The 15,339-nt window shown below is 59.7% G+C and carries 12 protein-coding genes and 1 tRNA gene; 7 read left to right on the top strand and 6 right to left on the bottom strand.

All coding sequences use genetic code 11. From position 1 onward, the window contains the following. Positions 1-131: 131 nt before the first annotated feature. Positions 132-356: a hypothetical protein gene (locus ACWKV5_RS29430; RefSeq protein ID WP_019407963.1), complete on the bottom strand. Its 225-nt coding sequence runs from the start codon at positions 354-356 to the stop codon at positions 132-134. A gap of 951 nt (positions 357-1,307) precedes the next feature. Between ACWKV5_RS29430 and ACWKV5_RS29425 the strand changes: the two genes are divergently transcribed. Beyond that, a complete protein-coding gene (locus tag ACWKV5_RS29425) occupies positions 1,308-1,631 on the top strand; it encodes a sel1 repeat family protein (protein ID WP_483844124.1) in 324 nt (107 codons plus the stop codon). A 175-nt stretch (positions 1,632-1,806) separates the two neighbouring features. Beyond that, on the top strand, positions 1,807-3,171 hold the full coding sequence (locus ACWKV5_RS29420; RefSeq protein WP_170219178.1) for a DNA recombination protein RmuC: 1,365 nt from the start codon (positions 1,807-1,809) through the stop codon (positions 3,169-3,171). A 179-nt stretch (positions 3,172-3,350) separates the two neighbouring features. Here the strand turns inward: ACWKV5_RS29420 and ACWKV5_RS29415 are convergent, their stop codons facing one another. Then, complete coding sequence (locus ACWKV5_RS29415) at positions 3,351-6,821, bottom strand: hybrid sensor histidine kinase/response regulator (RefSeq protein WP_483844123.1); 3,471 nt, start codon at positions 6,819-6,821, stop codon at positions 3,351-3,353. A 240-nt stretch (positions 6,822-7,061) separates the two neighbouring features. Continuing rightward, entirely contained in the window at positions 7,062-7,598 is a 537-nt protein-coding gene (locus ACWKV5_RS29410; protein ID WP_483844122.1) for a TetR/AcrR family transcriptional regulator, read from the bottom strand. Between the two features lie 153 nt (positions 7,599-7,751). Here ACWKV5_RS29410 and ACWKV5_RS29405 point away from each other — a divergent pair, with 153 nt between their 5' ends. The 4 genes from ACWKV5_RS29405 (at position 7,752) to ACWKV5_RS29390 (ending at position 12,529) form a co-directional block, all read left to right on the top strand. Beyond that, complete coding sequence (locus tag ACWKV5_RS29405; RefSeq protein WP_483844121.1) at positions 7,752-8,945, top strand: MFS transporter; 1,194 nt, start codon at positions 7,752-7,754, stop codon at positions 8,943-8,945. 42 nt (positions 8,946-8,987) lie between these two features. Then, entirely contained in the window at positions 8,988-9,299 is a 312-nt protein-coding gene (locus ACWKV5_RS29400; RefSeq protein ID WP_123434128.1) for a cupin domain-containing protein, read from the top strand. A 105-nt stretch (positions 9,300-9,404) separates the two neighbouring features. Beyond that, a complete protein-coding gene (locus ACWKV5_RS29395) occupies positions 9,405-10,556 on the top strand; it encodes a TDT family transporter (protein WP_483844120.1) in 1,152 nt (383 codons plus the stop codon). 98 nt (positions 10,557-10,654) lie between these two features. Beyond that, positions 10,655-12,529, top strand: coding sequence for an MFS transporter (locus ACWKV5_RS29390; protein ID WP_483844119.1), 1,875 nt, complete (start codon positions 10,655-10,657; stop codon positions 12,527-12,529). Positions 12,530-12,636: 107 nt separating this feature from the next. Here ACWKV5_RS29390 and sugE read toward each other — a convergent pair whose 3' ends face one another. The 3 genes from sugE to rdgC all read right to left on the bottom strand — a co-directional run bounded on the left by sugE (position 12,637) and on the right by rdgC (position 15,103). Further along, positions 12,637-12,951, bottom strand: coding sequence for a quaternary ammonium compound efflux SMR transporter SugE (gene sugE, locus ACWKV5_RS29385; RefSeq protein ID WP_010456757.1), 315 nt, complete (start codon positions 12,949-12,951; stop codon positions 12,637-12,639). Positions 12,952-13,070: 119 nt separating this feature from the next. Further along, positions 13,071-14,036, bottom strand: coding sequence for a bile acid:sodium symporter family protein (locus tag ACWKV5_RS29380; RefSeq protein WP_483844118.1), 966 nt, complete (start codon positions 14,034-14,036; stop codon positions 13,071-13,073). A 146-nt stretch (positions 14,037-14,182) separates the two neighbouring features. Further along, on the bottom strand, positions 14,183-15,103 hold the full coding sequence (rdgC, locus tag ACWKV5_RS29375; RefSeq protein WP_046032934.1) for a recombination-associated protein RdgC: 921 nt from the start codon (positions 15,101-15,103) through the stop codon (positions 14,183-14,185). 161 nt (positions 15,104-15,264) lie between these two features. Between rdgC and ACWKV5_RS29370 the strand changes: the two genes are divergently transcribed. Then, a tRNA-Val gene (locus ACWKV5_RS29370) sits at positions 15,265-15,337 on the top strand. Positions 15,338-15,339: the final 2 nt, after the last annotated feature.

The following is a 15,339-nucleotide window of genomic DNA, read 5'->3' as shown; positions in this document are numbered from 1 at the left end:
GTGTTTGCTCGCACGAACATCATCAATCAAATCGGCGTTCTTGTTTCTGTGTTTCCCGGGATTCCGTGAAGAACCAATAAAAAGCCCCGCTTTTTGAGCGGGGCTTTTGGTTTTTCAGTCTTTCTGGCGTCTCAGGCAATCAATGCCTGGCGGGTACGCTCGATCACGGCCTGCAGCGGCTCTGCGCTGGAGTATTGATCGGGGTACAGGCGTTCGCTGTGACGAGCGATGCCGTGTTCGTTAACCAGAGTGAAACTGAAGCAGCCTTTGCGAGCAGCCATGATCAGGCAGTTCATTGGGGCAAAAGCGTTGGTTAGGGTGCGGATGGCATCCTGAGTGTGGATTTGAGTAGACATAGTGTTGGTGTTCCTACAAGCGACACGGATAAGAGCCGTGCAAAATTAAAACGTTCCAGTGACGACGACCACCATTGGTCGAACGAAGAACCCGACTGGAACAAAGCAGCCAGTTTGAAGCGCTGATAATTGGCGCGCTTGGGCTGGCAGGTAGGTACTTAGGAGGGCAGGCAACACATCAAGGGCAAAGGTTCTGGGCCCGGGGTGAAGATCCTGATCAATTTGCAGGCTGGTTCGGTCAGAGTAAGTGAGCTTCGCAACACCCTTCGCTTTGTTCGAAGGCTGTGTTGGCGCAAGGTTTACCTGGAAACCATCGAGGTGGTCGATCCTGTTTTGTCGGTGGAGGCTTCTCTTGAGGGAAGGCTGACCGCGAGGATTTGTTCGACCAGAATTGACTTTCAGCTTGGTACTAACGCCGCGGATACTAACGGATTGAATTTGAGAATGGAAGTGTGTTAGCAAAAAAGATCGAAGAAGCTGGGTCTCTCGCCCTGCAATGGCTCACATTCCGACCGGTGGTGGCTGTCACTCATCGGCTCGCAATCTGCCTGGATCAAGGGTTTTGCCGATTTATCCCCAGAAGCCATGCAAAAACGCGCCGAAAAAGTGCATCCATATAACCGCCGCCAAGGTACTTGTGCACATAAGTTGCGCAGACTGTAACCCCACTGTCATCCAGGCCTCACCCGCAGTGGGTGCCTGTATTGAAAATTTAAGTCAATGAAAAACATCGCTTTTTTTTACTGGTGAAAAAATCGTCAGTTTGACTGCGAGCCCCATTCCACAGGGCTTTGCGAGAGTTCAAGGGCGGTTGTCCACTGAGTTATCCACAGCTTCTGTGGATTGTCCCGAGCGCTTGCTCTAGCACGGGCGTGCCGGGTTTTTTTAGGCTTTACCTGTAAGAAAAAAAGAGTAGAGTTGCGCGCCTTCCGATCTGTCCCACAGTGCTTTATGAAGTTTCGCTCAGTATCAATCTCTGCTACCTCCACACCTCCACGTGTTACCCCACCCAAGCGTTTTTCGATGCGAGTCGCCGAATGGCTGCTGGACAGTCCGCGTCTTGGGGATAACCGCAACGTCAAGCACTTCGCCGGGCGCTTGCTCAAACAGCCTGCCCGTGAAGGCGTGGTGGCTGCGCAAAGTCGCCTCGGACAACTGATGTGCCGCGAATGTGGCAATGCCCGTGATCGCCGTATCGGTCAGGACCTGCTGCGTCAGGCCGCCCGGGCAGGGGACGCGCGCGCCCAGCAGGAACTGGGCCTGATCGAAGACTGAGCTGTCCAAGTCAGGTGGCCTTGGTTAACCTTCAAGCTTTATCTCATCGGCAGGAATCTCTATGGCTATGGACTTGACCAGCCTATTACTCGGTCTGGCGGGCGCGGGCCTGCCATTGCTGGTACTGGCCTGGCAAATTCAGCGCCGTGCGAGCGGCGCGCAAGCCGAGGCCGCTCTGCTGGAAGAGCGTCTGGCCATGGCCCAACTGGCGCAGGACGGCCTGAACGCCCAACTCGACGCCTGTCGCGATGAAATCGGTGATCTGAGTCAGGCCAATGCCGCCAAGCAAGCGGACCTCGCTGCCACGCGCCGTGAAGTCGAGCTGCTGCAAATCGAGCGTGACGACGCCCGCGATGCCTCTCACGCCTGGAACATCGAACGCGCCGGTAAAGAGGCTGAGCTGCGTCGCCTGGACACGCTGGCGGCCTCACTCAATGCCGAGCTGCGCGAGCAACAGGAAAGCCATCAGCAACGCCTCAGTGACCTGCAGGGTTCGCGAGACGAGCTGCGAGCGCAGTTCGCCGAACTGGCGGGCAAGATTTTCGACGAGCGTGAGCAGCGCTTCGCCGAAACCAGTCAACAGCGGCTGGGCCAGTTGCTCGATCCGTTGAAAGAACGCATTCAGTCTTTCGAAAAACGCGTCGAGGAGAGTTATCAGGCCGAAGCCCGCGAGCGTTTCTCGCTGGCCAAGGAACTGGAACGCCTGCAACAGCTGAACCTGCGCCTGAGTGACGAAGCCACCAACCTCACTCGCGCCTTGAAAGGGCAGAAAACCCAGGGCAACTGGGGCGAGCTGATTCTCGAGCGAGTGCTTGAACACGCGGGCCTGGAGAAGGGCCGCGAGTATCAGACCCAGGTCACTCTCAAAGGCCCGGATGGCGAGCGCTTCCAGCCGGATGTGATTATTTACCTGCCGGGCGACAAGCAGGTGGTGGTCGACTCCAAGGTCAGCCTGACGGCCTATCAGCAATACGTGGCGGCCGAAGACGACGCCATCGGCCAGATCGCCATCAAGCAGCACGTTCTGTCGCTGCGCAATCACGTCAAAGGCCTGTCCGGCAAGGATTACAAGCGGCTCGACGGCTTGCACAGCCTGGATTTCGTCTTGCTCTTCGTGCCGATCGAAGCGGCGTTTTCCGCGGCTTTGCAGGCAGAACCGACGCTGTTCCAGGAAGCTTTCGACCGCAACATCGTGATCGTCAGCCCCACCACCTTGTTGGCGACTCTGCGGGTCATCGACAGCTTGTGGAAGCAGGAGCGCCAGAGCCAGAACGCCCGGGAAATCGCCGAGCGTGCCGGGTGGCTGTACGACAAGTTCGTGTTGTTCATTCAGGATCTGGATGAAGTCGGCAATCGCTTGCAGCAACTGGACAAAGCCTACAGCTCTGCGCGCAACAAGCTGACAGAAGGCCGTGGCAATCTGGTCAGTCGCAGCGAACAGCTGAAGTTGCTCGGCGCACGAGCCAGCAAGAGCTTGCCGGCGGATTTGCTGGAACGGGCGATGACCGATGTGGATGGCTTGGCCGAGTTGCCGGAGTAATCTTTCAGCACTGCACTGCTTTTGTGGCGAGGGAGCTTGCTCCCGCTCGGCTGCGTAGCAGTCGTCAATCAGGCAGCGCTTTTTTTCCTGAGTAAATCGGTGATTGGTTTTGGGGCTGCTTCGCAGCCCAGCGGGAGCAAGCTCCCTCGCCACACGTTGTGTAAAGCCAAATGGCCGCGCTACAACGGCAAATGCCGACTCAACAATGCCCGTAACGCCGCAGGTTTCACCGGTTTGGCCAGATAATCCAGCCCCGCCGCATGCACCTGCGCCACCGTCTCGGGCCGGCCATCGGCGCTGATCACCACCCCCGGCACCGGTTCTCCCAATTGAGTGCGCAGCCACGCCATCAGCTCGGTCCCGGTTTCGCCATGGTCCAGGTGGTAATCCACCAGCGCCAGTTGCGGACGAACCCCGTCGTTGAGCAGCGCTGCACATTCCTCTCGGTTACGCGCCGTCCAGACCTGGCAACCCCAGCGCGTCAGCAGACTGTTCATGCCGATCAGAATGCTGTCTTCATTATCGATGCACAGCACCTGCGCGCCGCTCAGCACATGGCCGTTGAGTTCGGCGGTCTTGGGCGCCACCACGGTTTGTGCCCGAGCCAGCGGCACACTGACGCTGAACACACTGCCGCGCCCCGGCCAGGAGCGAACTTGTAGCGTATGTCCCAAGACGCGGCACAATCCATCGGCAATCGCCAGGCCCAATCCCAGGCCTTTCTCCGCGCGGGTCTGGTGACTGTCGAGGCGTTTGAATTCTTCGAAGATCACCTGCAGTTTGTCCTGCGCAATGCCCGGCCCGCGGTCCCAGACCTCCAGGCACAATTCACCCTTGCGCCGGCGAACGCCCAGCAGCACCGGGCCTTTGGCATAGCGGAACGCATTGGTCAGGAAGTTTTGCAGGATCCGTCGCAGCAATTTGATGTCGCTGTCGATCCGTAATGTGCTGCTGCGAACCCGGAAGGCCAGCCCTTGTTCCTGAGCCTGCGCCTTGAATTCGGCGGCGAGGGGGGCGAACAGTTCGTTGAGCGCGAACGGTTTGGTGTCCGGGTTGATCTTGCCGTTTTCCAGGCGGGAAATGTCCAGCAGGTCGCTGATCAAGTCCTCTGCCGAGCGCAACGAACTGTCCAGATGATGAACCAGTTTTTGCGCTTCGCCCGACAGGCCATCGTCCTGGTGAGACAGCGCGGCGGAGAACAGGCGCGCAGCGTTCAGCGGTTGCATCAAGTCATGGCTGACGGCGGCCAGAAAGCGGGTTTTCGACTGGTTGGCAGATTCGGCAGTGCCCTTGGCTTCGGTCAATGCCACGTTGAGTTGCGACAACTCGTGGGTACGCTCGGCCACCCGCTGCTCCAGGCCTTCGTTGGCTTCGGTCAGCGCTTGTTCGGCTTCGCGGAACGCGGTGATGTCGGTGAAACTCATGACGAAACCACCACCGGGCATCGGATTGCCGATCAGCTCGATCACCCGCCCGTTGGGGAACAATCGCTCCGAAGTATGGGCGCGCCCCTGACGCATCCAGTGCAGCCGACGGGCGACATGCACTTCGGCTTCCCCTGCACCGCACAAGCCGCGTTCGGCGTTGTGGCGAATGATGTCGGCAATCGGTCGACCGACGCTGATCAGGCCGTCCGGGTAGTTGAACAGCTCCAGATAACGCCGGTTCCAGGCCACCAGTTTCAGCGACTGGTCGACCACGCTGATGCCCTGGGTGATGTTTTCGATCGCGCCTTGCAGCAGGGCTCGGTTGAACTGCAGCACTTCCGACGCTTCGTCGGCGATCCGGACGACATCTTCCAGCTGCATTTCCCGACCTTCGATGGCGGCTTTTACTACCGCCCGCGTCGAGGATGCGCCGAGGACGCCCGCCAACAAGCGTTCGGTGTGGGCGATCCATTCACCGTCGGCGTTCTGATTCGGATTGAAACCTTTGCCTTGGCGGTAGGCGAAACGGATGAAGCTCTGACGGGCCCGTTCTTCGCCGACGAAACGGGCGGCCAGTTGCAGCAAATCATCGATCTGCACGGCGAGCATCGAGCGGGCGCTTGGGCGGGCGCTGATTTCCTGGCCGATAAAACGACCGGCCTGCCAGTGCTCGGAAACCCGCGTCCGGGACAGTACCGAGACCCAGGCAAACAAGGTGAAATTACCGGCCAGCGACAGCACCACGCCTTGGGTCAGCGGGGTGATCGGCAGGTTCATCGGGTTGCTGTGCAACCACGCGAGACCCGGGAAACTTTCGAGTGGCCAGCCGAGGCTACGGGCCGCAATCGGCAAGATCAGCGTGTAGAACCACAGGAATGTCCCGGCGGCGAGGCCGGCGAATACGCCGCGGCGGTTGGCCTGTTTCCAGTACAGCGCGCCGAGCATGGCCGGGGCCAGTTGCGTCACGGCGGCGAAGGCGATCTGGCCGATGGTTGCGAGGCTGGCGGTCGAGCCCAGCAGGCGATAGCTGACGTAGGCCAGCAGCAAAATCACCACGATGGTCACCCGGCGTACCGAGAGCATCCATTGGCGAAACACTTCGAATGGTCGCTCGGCGTTGTTGCGGCGTAGCAACCACGGCAGCAGCATGTCGTTGGACACCATGGTCGACAGCGCCACGCTGGCGACGATCACCATGCCGGTGGCCGCCGAAGCGCCGCCGATAAACGCCAGCAAGGCGAGGGCGGGGTGAGCCTCGGCCAGCGGCAGACTGATGACGAACGAGTCCGGCAGCACCGAGCTGGGCAGCAGCATCTGGCCGGCGAGGGCGATCGGTACGACAAACAATGCGGCCAACGCCAGGTAGGCCGGAAACACCCATTTGGCCAGGCGCAAATCCTGAGGATCAATGTTCTCCACCACCGTCACATGGAACTGCCGGGGCAGACAGATGATTGCCATCATCGCGACGCCCGTCTGCACCACCATCGACGGCCAGTTGATGGTTTCCTTCCAGTATTCTTCGAGGCGCGGAGCGAGCATGGCCTGGTTGAACAGGTCGTCGAAACCGTCGTACAGGCCGAAGGTCACGAAGGCGCCGACGGCGAGAAACGCGAACAGTTTGACCAGTGCCTCAAACGCGATGGCCAGCACCATGCCACGGTGGTGTTCCGTTGCATCAAGGTTGCGGGTACCGAAGACAATGGTGAACAGCGCCAGCACCAGCGACACAATCAATGCGGTGTCCTGTGCTCGAACCCCCATCGCGTCGGCGCCCGCGCCAATCAGCAGGTTCACTCCGAGCACAATGCCCTTGAGCTGCAAGGCGATGTAGGGCAACACGCCGACCAGACAGATCAGCGCGACCACAATCGCCAGCGACTGGGATTTACCGTAGCGGGCGGCAATGAAGTCGGCGATGGAGGTGATGTTTTCCTGCTTGCTGATCATCACCATTTTTTGCAGGACCCACGGCGCACCCACCAGCAGCAGGATCGGCCCGAGGTAGATTGGCAGGAACGACCAGAGCTGTTCCGCCGCCTGGCCGACGGCGCCAAAGAATGTCCAGCTGGTGCAGTAGACCGCCAGCGACAGGCTGTACACCCACGCGCGCACGCGCGGCGGCAACGGCGTGCTGCGACGGTCACCGTAGAAGGCGATGGCGAACATGATGGCCATATAGGCCAGGGCGACGGCGGCGATCAGCCCGCTGGACAGCGACATGGGAACTCCAGACGAAAGACAACCGGGACTCCCGCCCGGTCAGACAGTCTCGCACGACCGCCCCGGTTAGTCAGTGTCGACCAAGGTCGTGGCGTGGCGGGGTGTCGCAGGCGGTGTGTCAGTCAGGTTTTGGTTGACTGTGCCGGCCCAGTCGCGAGCAGGCTCGCCCCCACAGTTGGAATGCATATTTGCTGAAAACACCTATCCCCTGTGGGAGCGAGCCTGCTCGCGAAGGGGCCATCACTGATTCAACGCAATCCCGATCAACCGATGCAATTCCTCAACCTCCAACGGCGCCTCGGAAAACAGGATACGAAACACGATAGGCGCCGCCACCATGTTGATCAGCCGATCGACACCCGGTTTCGGTTCATTCGGATAACGATCCAGAATCATCTGCAACTGCCCGCCAATGATCGTCGCGCAATAGCTCGGCCTGAGGCTCGCTTGCACGTCGCGCAGCATGTTGCGGCCCGGTTCGGAGCTCATCTCGTCCAGATACTGTTCCGCCCAGGCCTGTACATCACCGCGCAGGCTGCCGGTATCGGCCGCTGCGGTTTCCGGCTGCATGCGGGCGAGGGCGACGTCCGCCAACAATGCCGACAAATCACCCCAGCGCCGATAGATAGTCGACGGCGTAACCCCCGCACGCGTGGCGATTTGCGGCACGGTCACAGTGGCGCGGTCCTGCTCTTCGAGCAGTTCGCGCACAGCCTTGTGAATCGATTCCTGTACCCGGGCACTGCGGCCGCCGGGACGTAACGTGGGGCCTGTCATTAGCTGTTTCCTGTTCTCGCCGAGACATGCTGTCAGGCAAACGCCCCGGCTCTAAAAGCTATGCATCGGACCTTAACACAAAGAATTTGCTTTAAGCGCTGACCGGTAGCACACTCCGCAAAAGCGAAAAATTAGCTTTTGCGGAGTGTGCCGATGTCCAGTTCTCAATCAAATCGTGCAAGCCTGTGGTTTCTGGCGATCACTTTACTTAGTTTTCTCGCGGCCTCCACAGCGCCGACGCCGTTGTATCGCTTGTACCAAGAGCAGATGCACTTCTCGGCCGCGACCCTGACCCTGATTTTCGGTGTCTACGCGTTCAGCCTGCTGGCGGCGCTGCTGACGGTCGGTTCGCTGTCGGATCACCTAGGGCGCAAACCGGTGATTTTCACCGCCGTGGTGCTGAATATTCTGGCGATGTTGCTGTTTATCAAGGCTGACAGCGTCGCGTGGCTGATCAGTGCCCGAGTGCTGCAAGGGTTTGCCACCGGCATGGCGACCGCGGTGCTGAGTGCCACGCTGCTGGACATCGACCGTCAGCAGGGGCCGCTGATCAACAGCGTTGCGCCGTTGCTCGGCATGGCCCTGGGCGGATTGGGTTGTGGTTTGCTCGCCGAATTTGCCCCTGCGCCGTTGCACCTGACTTATTGGCTGCTGCTCGTCCTGTTTGCGTTGCAGGCGCTCTACATCTGGCGCTTGCCGGAAAGTGTCTCCCGTCAACCGGGAGCATGGGCGTCATTACGGCCGACCCTGCATGTGCCGGTTCAAGCGCGCTCGACCTTATGGCGGGTATTGCCGCTGAATACGGCGACGTGGGCGCTCGGCGGTTTTTATGCCTCCCTGGCACCTTCGTTGGTGCGCACGGCCACGGGTTCAACTTCGAACCTGATTGCCGGGTCGACCGTCGCCGCGCTGACGGTGACAGGGGCGTTGATGATTTTCACCCTGCGCAATCGTCCCGCCGCTCTGGCGCTGCATTGGGGAGCAAGCCTCCTGCCAATCGGTATCGTCATGGTGTTACTGGGTGTGCACAGCGCCAGCCTGCCATTGTTTTTCTTCGGCACACTCGTCGCCGGTTGTGGTTTCGGTGCCGGTTTTCTCGGGGCCGTGCGCAGTCTGGTGCCGCTGGCGTTACCTCATGAACGCGCGGGGCTAATGTCGTCGTTTTACGTGCTTAGTTACCTGGCGTTCTGTTTGCCATCGTTGTTGGCCGGGAACCTGACGCGCACGTTCGGCCTGGTCGCAACCACCGACGGCTATGGCGCCGTGCTGATCGTGCTCTCCGTTGGCGCTTTGCTGGCGTTGATCCGTCAGCGCTCGTTGAAAGCCTGTGGCGCTGATGTGCGTTGATCGCTAGCCTTGGCTTCACCATTCATTTCGACGGACCGCCCCATGAAGATTATCCGCAGCAAATCCTTCACCGCTGAGCGTGCCTGGGGCGCGTTGGACATCGCCAACATGAACGGCATCACCACCCGTTTGCACTGGACCGATCAGCCTTACAAATGGCACGTCAACGATGGACAGGAAGTGTTCGTGGTGTTGGATGGACAGGTGCAGATGCGCTATCGCGAAGAGGGCATCGAGAAGCAGGCTCTGCTGGACGTCGGCGACATCTTTTATGCCTCCGTCGGCACCGAGCATGTGGCGCATCCGCAGGGCGCGGCGCGGATTCTGGTGATCGAATCGGAAGGCAGTGTCTGAGGCTATATCTGCAAAACAGATAAGTTATAGAGATATTACCCGTTATATAGATATTCGATTCAGTTCTACCATAGGCTCCACCTCACCAGAGGACAGGAGTTCGCCATGACATGCCCTAACAGCGTCAAAACCGGTATCAAACCGTTCAGCCATTTGCAGCACCCCCGTGAAGTCATCCGTCAATTCACGCCCAACTGGTTCGCCGCGACCATGGGCACCGGGGTGCTCGCGCTGGCGCTGGCGCAATTGCCACTTGCCATTCCCGGTTTGCGCGCGTTCGCCGAAGGGTTGTGGCTGTTCAATATTTTCCTGTTCGCCGTCTTCACCGCCGTGTACACCGCGCGCTGGGTGCTGTTCTTCGACGAAGCCCGGCGAATTTTCGGTCATTCCACGGTCTCGATGTTCTTCGGCACCATTCCCATGGGCCTGGCGACCATCATCAACGGCTTTCTGGTGTTCGGCCTGCCACGTTGGGGCGATGGCGTGATTCATATCGCCGAAATGCTCTGGTGGCTGGATGTGGCGATGTCGCTGGCGTGTGGTGTGCTGATTCCCTACATGATGTTCACCCGTCAGGAACACAGCATCGACCAGATGACTGCCGTCTGGTTGTTGCCGGTTGTGGCCGCTGAAGTCGCGGCGGCCAGCGGTGGCCTGCTGGCGCCGCACCTGGCGGATGCTCATTCGCAACTGGTGGTGCTGGTGACGAGCTACGTGCTCTGGGCGTTTTCCCTGCCGGTCGCCTTCAGCATTCTGACTATCCTGTTGCTGCGCATGGCGCTGCATAAATTGCCCCACGAAAACATGGCCGCTTCGAGCTGGCTCGCGTTGGGTCCGATTGGCACCGGGGCGCTGGGCATGTTGCTGCTGGGGGCGGACGCGCCGGCCATCTTCGCCGCCAACGGTTTGCCAGGCATCGGTGAAATCGCCGCCGGCCTGGGGCTGGTGGCCGGGATCACCCTGTGGGGCTTCGGTTTGTGGTGGATGCTGATCGCGGTGCTGATTACCTTGCGTTACCTGCGCGCCGGCATCCCGTTCAACCTCGGCTGGTGGGGGTTTACCTTCCCGTTGGGCGTCTACTCGCTGGCGACGTTGAAACTGGCCAGCACCTTGAACCTGACGTTTTTCAGTGTCTTTGGCTGCGTGCTGGTGGCTTTGCTGGCGGTGATGTGGCTGATCGTTGCCCGGCGCACATTGCAAGGCGCGTGGCGCGGTGAGCTGTTTGTCTCGCCGTGCATTGCAGGATTAAAGAAATAACCTGCCAGGATTAGGTAATGTGTGGCCTGGATCGACGTTCGGCATTCCAATAAACGTATCCACGCCACTCGTTACCTAACCTCAGGGACACATGGAAGATGAGTCACCCCTCACAGTTCACCTTGCTCCGCACCCGGCGTTTCCTGCCGTTTTTCGTGACCCAGTCCCTCGGGGCGTTTAACGACAACATCTTCAAGCAGTCGTTGATCCTCGCCATTCTCTACAAACTGACCATCGACGGTGACCGCTCGATCTACGTCAACCTCTGTGCGCTGCTGTTCATCCTGCCGTTCTTTCTGTTCTCGGCGCTGGCCGGGCAGTTCGGCGAGAAGTTCGCCAAGGACCGCTTGATCCGCCTGATCAAACTCGGCGAAATCGCGATCATGACGGTCGGCGCAGTGGGTTTCGTCTTTGATCATCTGTCGCTGATGCTGATCGCACTGTTCGCCATGGGCACGCACTCGGCGCTGTTCGGGCCGGTGAAATACTCGATCCTGCCTCAGGCCCTGCGCGAAGAAGAGCTGGTCGGCGGTAACGGGTTGGTGGAAATGGGCACTTTCCTGGCGATTCTCGCCGGGACCATTGGTGCCGGGATCATGATGTCGTCCAGTCACTACGCGCCCATCGTCTCCAGCGCGATCATCGGCGTTGCGGTGCTGGGTTATCTGGCCAGTCGCAGCATTCCGCGGGCGGCGGCCGCTTCGCCGGAAATGCGCCTGAACTGGAACATCTTCAGTCAATCCTGGGCCACGTTGAAATTGGGCCTTGGGCAGACCCCGGCGGTGTCGCGTTCGATTGTCGGCAACTCGTGGTTCTGGTTTGTCGGGGCGATTTACCTGACGCAGATCCCGGCCTATGCCAAAGAGTGGATGCACGGCGACGAAACCGTGGTGACGCTGATTCTGACGGTGTTCTCGGTGGGTATCGCGCTCGGCTCGATGCTCTGTGAAAAGCTCTCCGGGCGCAAAGTCGAGATTGGCCTGGTGCCGTTCGGCTCGTTTGGTCTGACCGTGTTTGGTCTGTTGCTGTGGTGGCATTCCGGCGGGATTCCGGACAGCGCAACCGGCCATGGCTGGGTCGAAATCCTCGGCTTTGGTCACACCTGGCTGGTATTGATCGACATCCTTGGCCTGGGGATCTTCGGTGGTTTCTACATCGTGCCGCTGTATGCGCTGATCCAGTCGCGCACCGCCGAGAACGAGAGGGCGCGGGTGATTGCTGCCAACAACATTCTTAATGCGTTGTTCATGGTGGTCTCGGCGATTGTCTCGATCATCTTGTTGAGCCTGGTCAAGCTGTCGATTCCGCAGCTGTTCCTGGTGGTGTCGCTGCTGAACATCGGCGTCAACGCCTACATCTTCAAGATCGTCCCCGAATTCAGCATGCGCTTCATGATCTGGCTGCTCAGCCACTCCATGTACCGCGTGGAGCATCGCAATCTGGAGCTGATTCCCGATGAAGGCGCAGCGCTGCTGGTGTGCAATCACGTGTCCTTTGTCGATGCGCTACTGATCGGCGGCGCAGTCCGTCGGCCGATTCGCTTTGTGATGTACTACAAAATCTACAACCTGCCGGTGCTGAACTTTATCTTTCGCACGGCCGGGACGATTCCGATAGCGGGGCGTCAGGAAGACATTCAAATCTACGAAAGAGCCTTCAAGCGGATTGCGCAGTATCTGAAGGATGGCGAGTTGGTGTGTATCTTTCCGGAAGGCAAATTGACTGCTGACGGGGAGATCAATGAGTTCAAGGGTGGGCTGACGCGGATTCTTGAAGAGACACCAGTGCCGGTGATTCCGCTGGCGTTGCAGGGGTTGTGGGGGAGTTTCTTCAGCCGCGATCCGGGCAAGGGGTTGTTTCGCCGGTTGTGGTCGCGGGTGACGTTGGTGGCGGGGCCTGCAGTGGCGGTTGAAGTAGCGGAGCCGGCGAAGTTGCAGGCGATGGTTGGCGAGTTGCGCGGCACCGTTAGATAGCCGGTGAATGTGCTGGCCTCATCGCGAGCAGGCTCACTCCCACAGGGGAATTGTGATCGACACAGATCATATGTGGGAGCGAGCCTGCTCGCGAAAGCGGTAGTGGCCTAGGCGCTAACCTTGAGGCCGATCAACCCGGCAATGATCAGCGCCACACTGGCCAACCGAAACAGCGCCATCGATTCACCAAACAGAATGATCCCGGCAATCACCGTGCCGACCGCACCCACGCCCGTCCAGATCGCATAGGCGGTGCCCAGCGGCAATTCCTTCATCGCAAGGCCCAGCAAGCCAAGGCTGATGGCCATGGCTGCAACGGTCAACGCGGTGGGCAGGGGACGGCTGAAACCGTCGGTGTACTTCAGGCCAACGGCCCAGCCAACTTCGAACAGGCCGGCGAAAAACAGGATGATCCAGGACACGGAAGACCTCCATCGATTGACGGGGTCGTCCCCAGATTAATGACTCGATCGAGCCGCGAGGTCGTCCTCGCGTTGCGCCATAGAGTGCCCATCATTAACCCGGGGATCAAGTTTTCGGCTTATTCGGTGGCCTGTCGCGCAGCGATTTCCCGGTCTTCTTTCTCGCTCATTCGACGGAAATACGTCGAGAGCAGCGCCCCGGAAATGTTGTGCCACACGCTGAACAACGCACTCGGCACCGCCGCCAACGGCGAGAAGTGCGCACTGGCCAGCGCAGCACCCAGCCCGGAATTCTGCATGCCGACTTCCAGCGCCAGGGATTTGCGTTGGGCCAATGGCAGCTTGAACAGGCGCCCGGTGAAGTAGCCCAGCAGATAGCCGAAGCTGTTGTGCAGCATGACCACGGCCATGATCAGCAGGCCGGACTCGGCAATCTTCGCCTGGCTGGCGGCGACCACGGCGGTGACGATGATCACGATGCTCACCACCGAAATCAGCGGCAACACTTCTACCGCGTGGCGCACCCTGGCGCCGAGCACGCGTTGCGCAACCACACCGAGGATGATCGGCAACAGCACCACTTGCAGGATCGACCAGAACAGCTCCATGAAGGACACCGGCAACCACGCCGAGGCCAGCAGCCAGATCAGTGCCGGGGTCAGCAGCGGGGCGAGGAGGGTGGTGACGGCGGCGATGGCCACCGACAGGGCCAGATCGCCGCGTGCCAGCCAGGTCATGACGTTCGACGAGGTGCCGCTTGGGCAGCAACCGACCAGAATGACCCCGACAGCGATTTCCGGCGGCAGGTGAAACGCCTGGCAGAGCAACCACGCCACACCGGGCATGATCACGAAATGGGCAACCACGCCAAGGGCCACGCGCCACGGATGGCGGGCGACTTCGGCGAAGTCTTCGAGTTTGAGGGTCAGGCCCATGCCGAACATCACCAGCCCCAGCAGTGGCACGATCGCGCCTTTGAGGCCGATGAACCACGCCGGTTGCAGGAATGCCACGACCGCGAAAATCAGTACCCAGTAAGCGAAGGTGTTGCCGACAAAACGGCTTAATGCAGCGAGTGCGCGCATGACCTGATCCTTATTATTAAGTAGCGTCACAAAACCCAATGTGGGAGCGAGCCTGCTCGCGAAGGCAGTGTGTCAGTCACTATATTTGTCGACTGGCACTCCGCCTTCGCGAGCAGGCTCGCTCCCACAGTTGAGATCACAAGCGTTTAGATCCCCTGCGGCGTCTCTTCGCCGCCCAACGCTTCAACCAGCGCCGGCAGGAAGTCGCCGAAGGTCAGCATCATCAGGGTGAAGCTGGCGTCCAGTTGGCCGAGGGCCTCTTCGCCGCCGTCCTGTTCCGCTTGATCCTGCAGCAGGTCTTCGAATTTCAGGCGCTTGACCACCATCTTGTCGTCGAGGACGAACGACAGTTTGTCTTGCCAGGCCAGCGACAGCTGAGTGACCACTTTGCCGGTGCTCAGGTGCAGCTGGATTTCTTCGCTGGTCAGGTCCTGACGCTTGCAGCGCACGATGCCGCCGTCTTCGTGGGTATCACGCAGCTCGCACTCGTCCAGCACAAAGAAGTCGTCCGCAGCTTTCTGGGTGGTGACCCATTCAGTCATGGTGGCGGTTGGCGACATTTTTACGGTCAGTGGACGTACCGGCAGGGTGCCGATCACTTCGCGCAGAGTGGACAGCAGGTCTTCGGCACGTTTCGGGCTGGCCGAGTTGACCAGGATCAGGCCTTGTTTCGGCGCGATGGCGGCGAACGTCGACGAGCGACGAATAAAGGCGCGAGGCAGGAACGCCTGGATGATTTCATCCTTGATCTGGTCGCGTTCCTTCTTGTAGACCTTGCGCATTTGCTCGGCTTCGATCTCGTCGACCTTTTCCTTCACAGCGTCACGCACGACACTGCCCGGCAGGATGCGTTCTTCTTTACGCGCCGAGACCAGCAGGAAGTCGCCGCTGACGTGGACCAGCGGTGCATCTTCGCCTTTGCCGAATGGCGCGACGAAACCGTAGGTGGTCAACTCCTGGCTTGCACATGGACGCGCCAGTTTGGTGGCCAGTGCAGTTTCCAACGCCTCGGCATCAACAGGCAGATCTTGGGTCAGGCGATAGATAAGCAGGTTTTTGAACCACATGGGGTAAGTCTCTCCTTATATACAAAGGGGGGCATTATTCTCTTAGCGGCGCCATAGGCCAACCCTTCGCTAAGCCTTTGGAAGGCCTGAGAAAATTATTTAAAAAAGTGCTTGCCAGAGGTGGGGTCGCTCCGTAGAATGCGCGCCACACCGAACGTGAAGGGTGATTAGCTCAGCTGGGAGAGCGTCTGCCTTACAAGCAGAATGTCGGCGGTTCGATCCCGTCATCACCCACC

The organism is Pseudomonas oplopanacis (genome assembly GCF_057128725.1).
The sequence above is the reverse complement of the archived record's forward strand: the minus strand, read 5'-3'. Positions and strand labels throughout refer to the sequence as shown.

What these genes read in the sequence shown, in the direction of transcription:
- ACWKV5_RS29400 (WP_123434128.1), top strand. Translation starts at nt 8,988, where the DNA reads ATGAAGATTATCCGCAGCAAATCCTTCACCGCTGAGCGTGCCTGGGGC.
- ACWKV5_RS29410 (WP_483844122.1), bottom strand. Translation starts at nt 7,598, where the DNA reads ATGACAGGCCCCACGTTACGTCCCGGCGGCCGCAGTGCCCGGGTACAG.
- ACWKV5_RS29380 (WP_483844118.1), bottom strand. Translation starts at nt 14,036, where the DNA reads ATGCGCGCACTCGCTGCATTAAGCCGTTTTGTCGGCAACACCTTCGCT.
- rdgC (WP_046032934.1), bottom strand. Translation starts at nt 15,103, where the DNA reads ATGTGGTTCAAAAACCTGCTTATCTATCGCCTGACCCAAGATCTGCCT.
- ACWKV5_RS29415 (WP_483844123.1), bottom strand. Translation starts at nt 6,821, where the DNA reads ATGTCGCTGTCCAGCGGGCTGATCGCCGCCGTCGCCCTGGCCTATATG.
- ACWKV5_RS29425 (WP_483844124.1), top strand. Translation starts at nt 1,308, where the DNA reads ATGAAGTTTCGCTCAGTATCAATCTCTGCTACCTCCACACCTCCACGT.
- ACWKV5_RS29390 (WP_483844119.1), top strand. Translation starts at nt 10,655, where the DNA reads ATGAGTCACCCCTCACAGTTCACCTTGCTCCGCACCCGGCGTTTCCTG.
- ACWKV5_RS29430 (WP_019407963.1), bottom strand. Translation starts at nt 356, where the DNA reads ATGTCTACTCAAATCCACACTCAGGATGCCATCCGCACCCTAACCAAC.
- ACWKV5_RS29395 (WP_483844120.1), top strand. Translation starts at nt 9,405, where the DNA reads ATGACATGCCCTAACAGCGTCAAAACCGGTATCAAACCGTTCAGCCAT.
- ACWKV5_RS29405 (WP_483844121.1), top strand. Translation starts at nt 7,752, where the DNA reads ATGTCCAGTTCTCAATCAAATCGTGCAAGCCTGTGGTTTCTGGCGATC.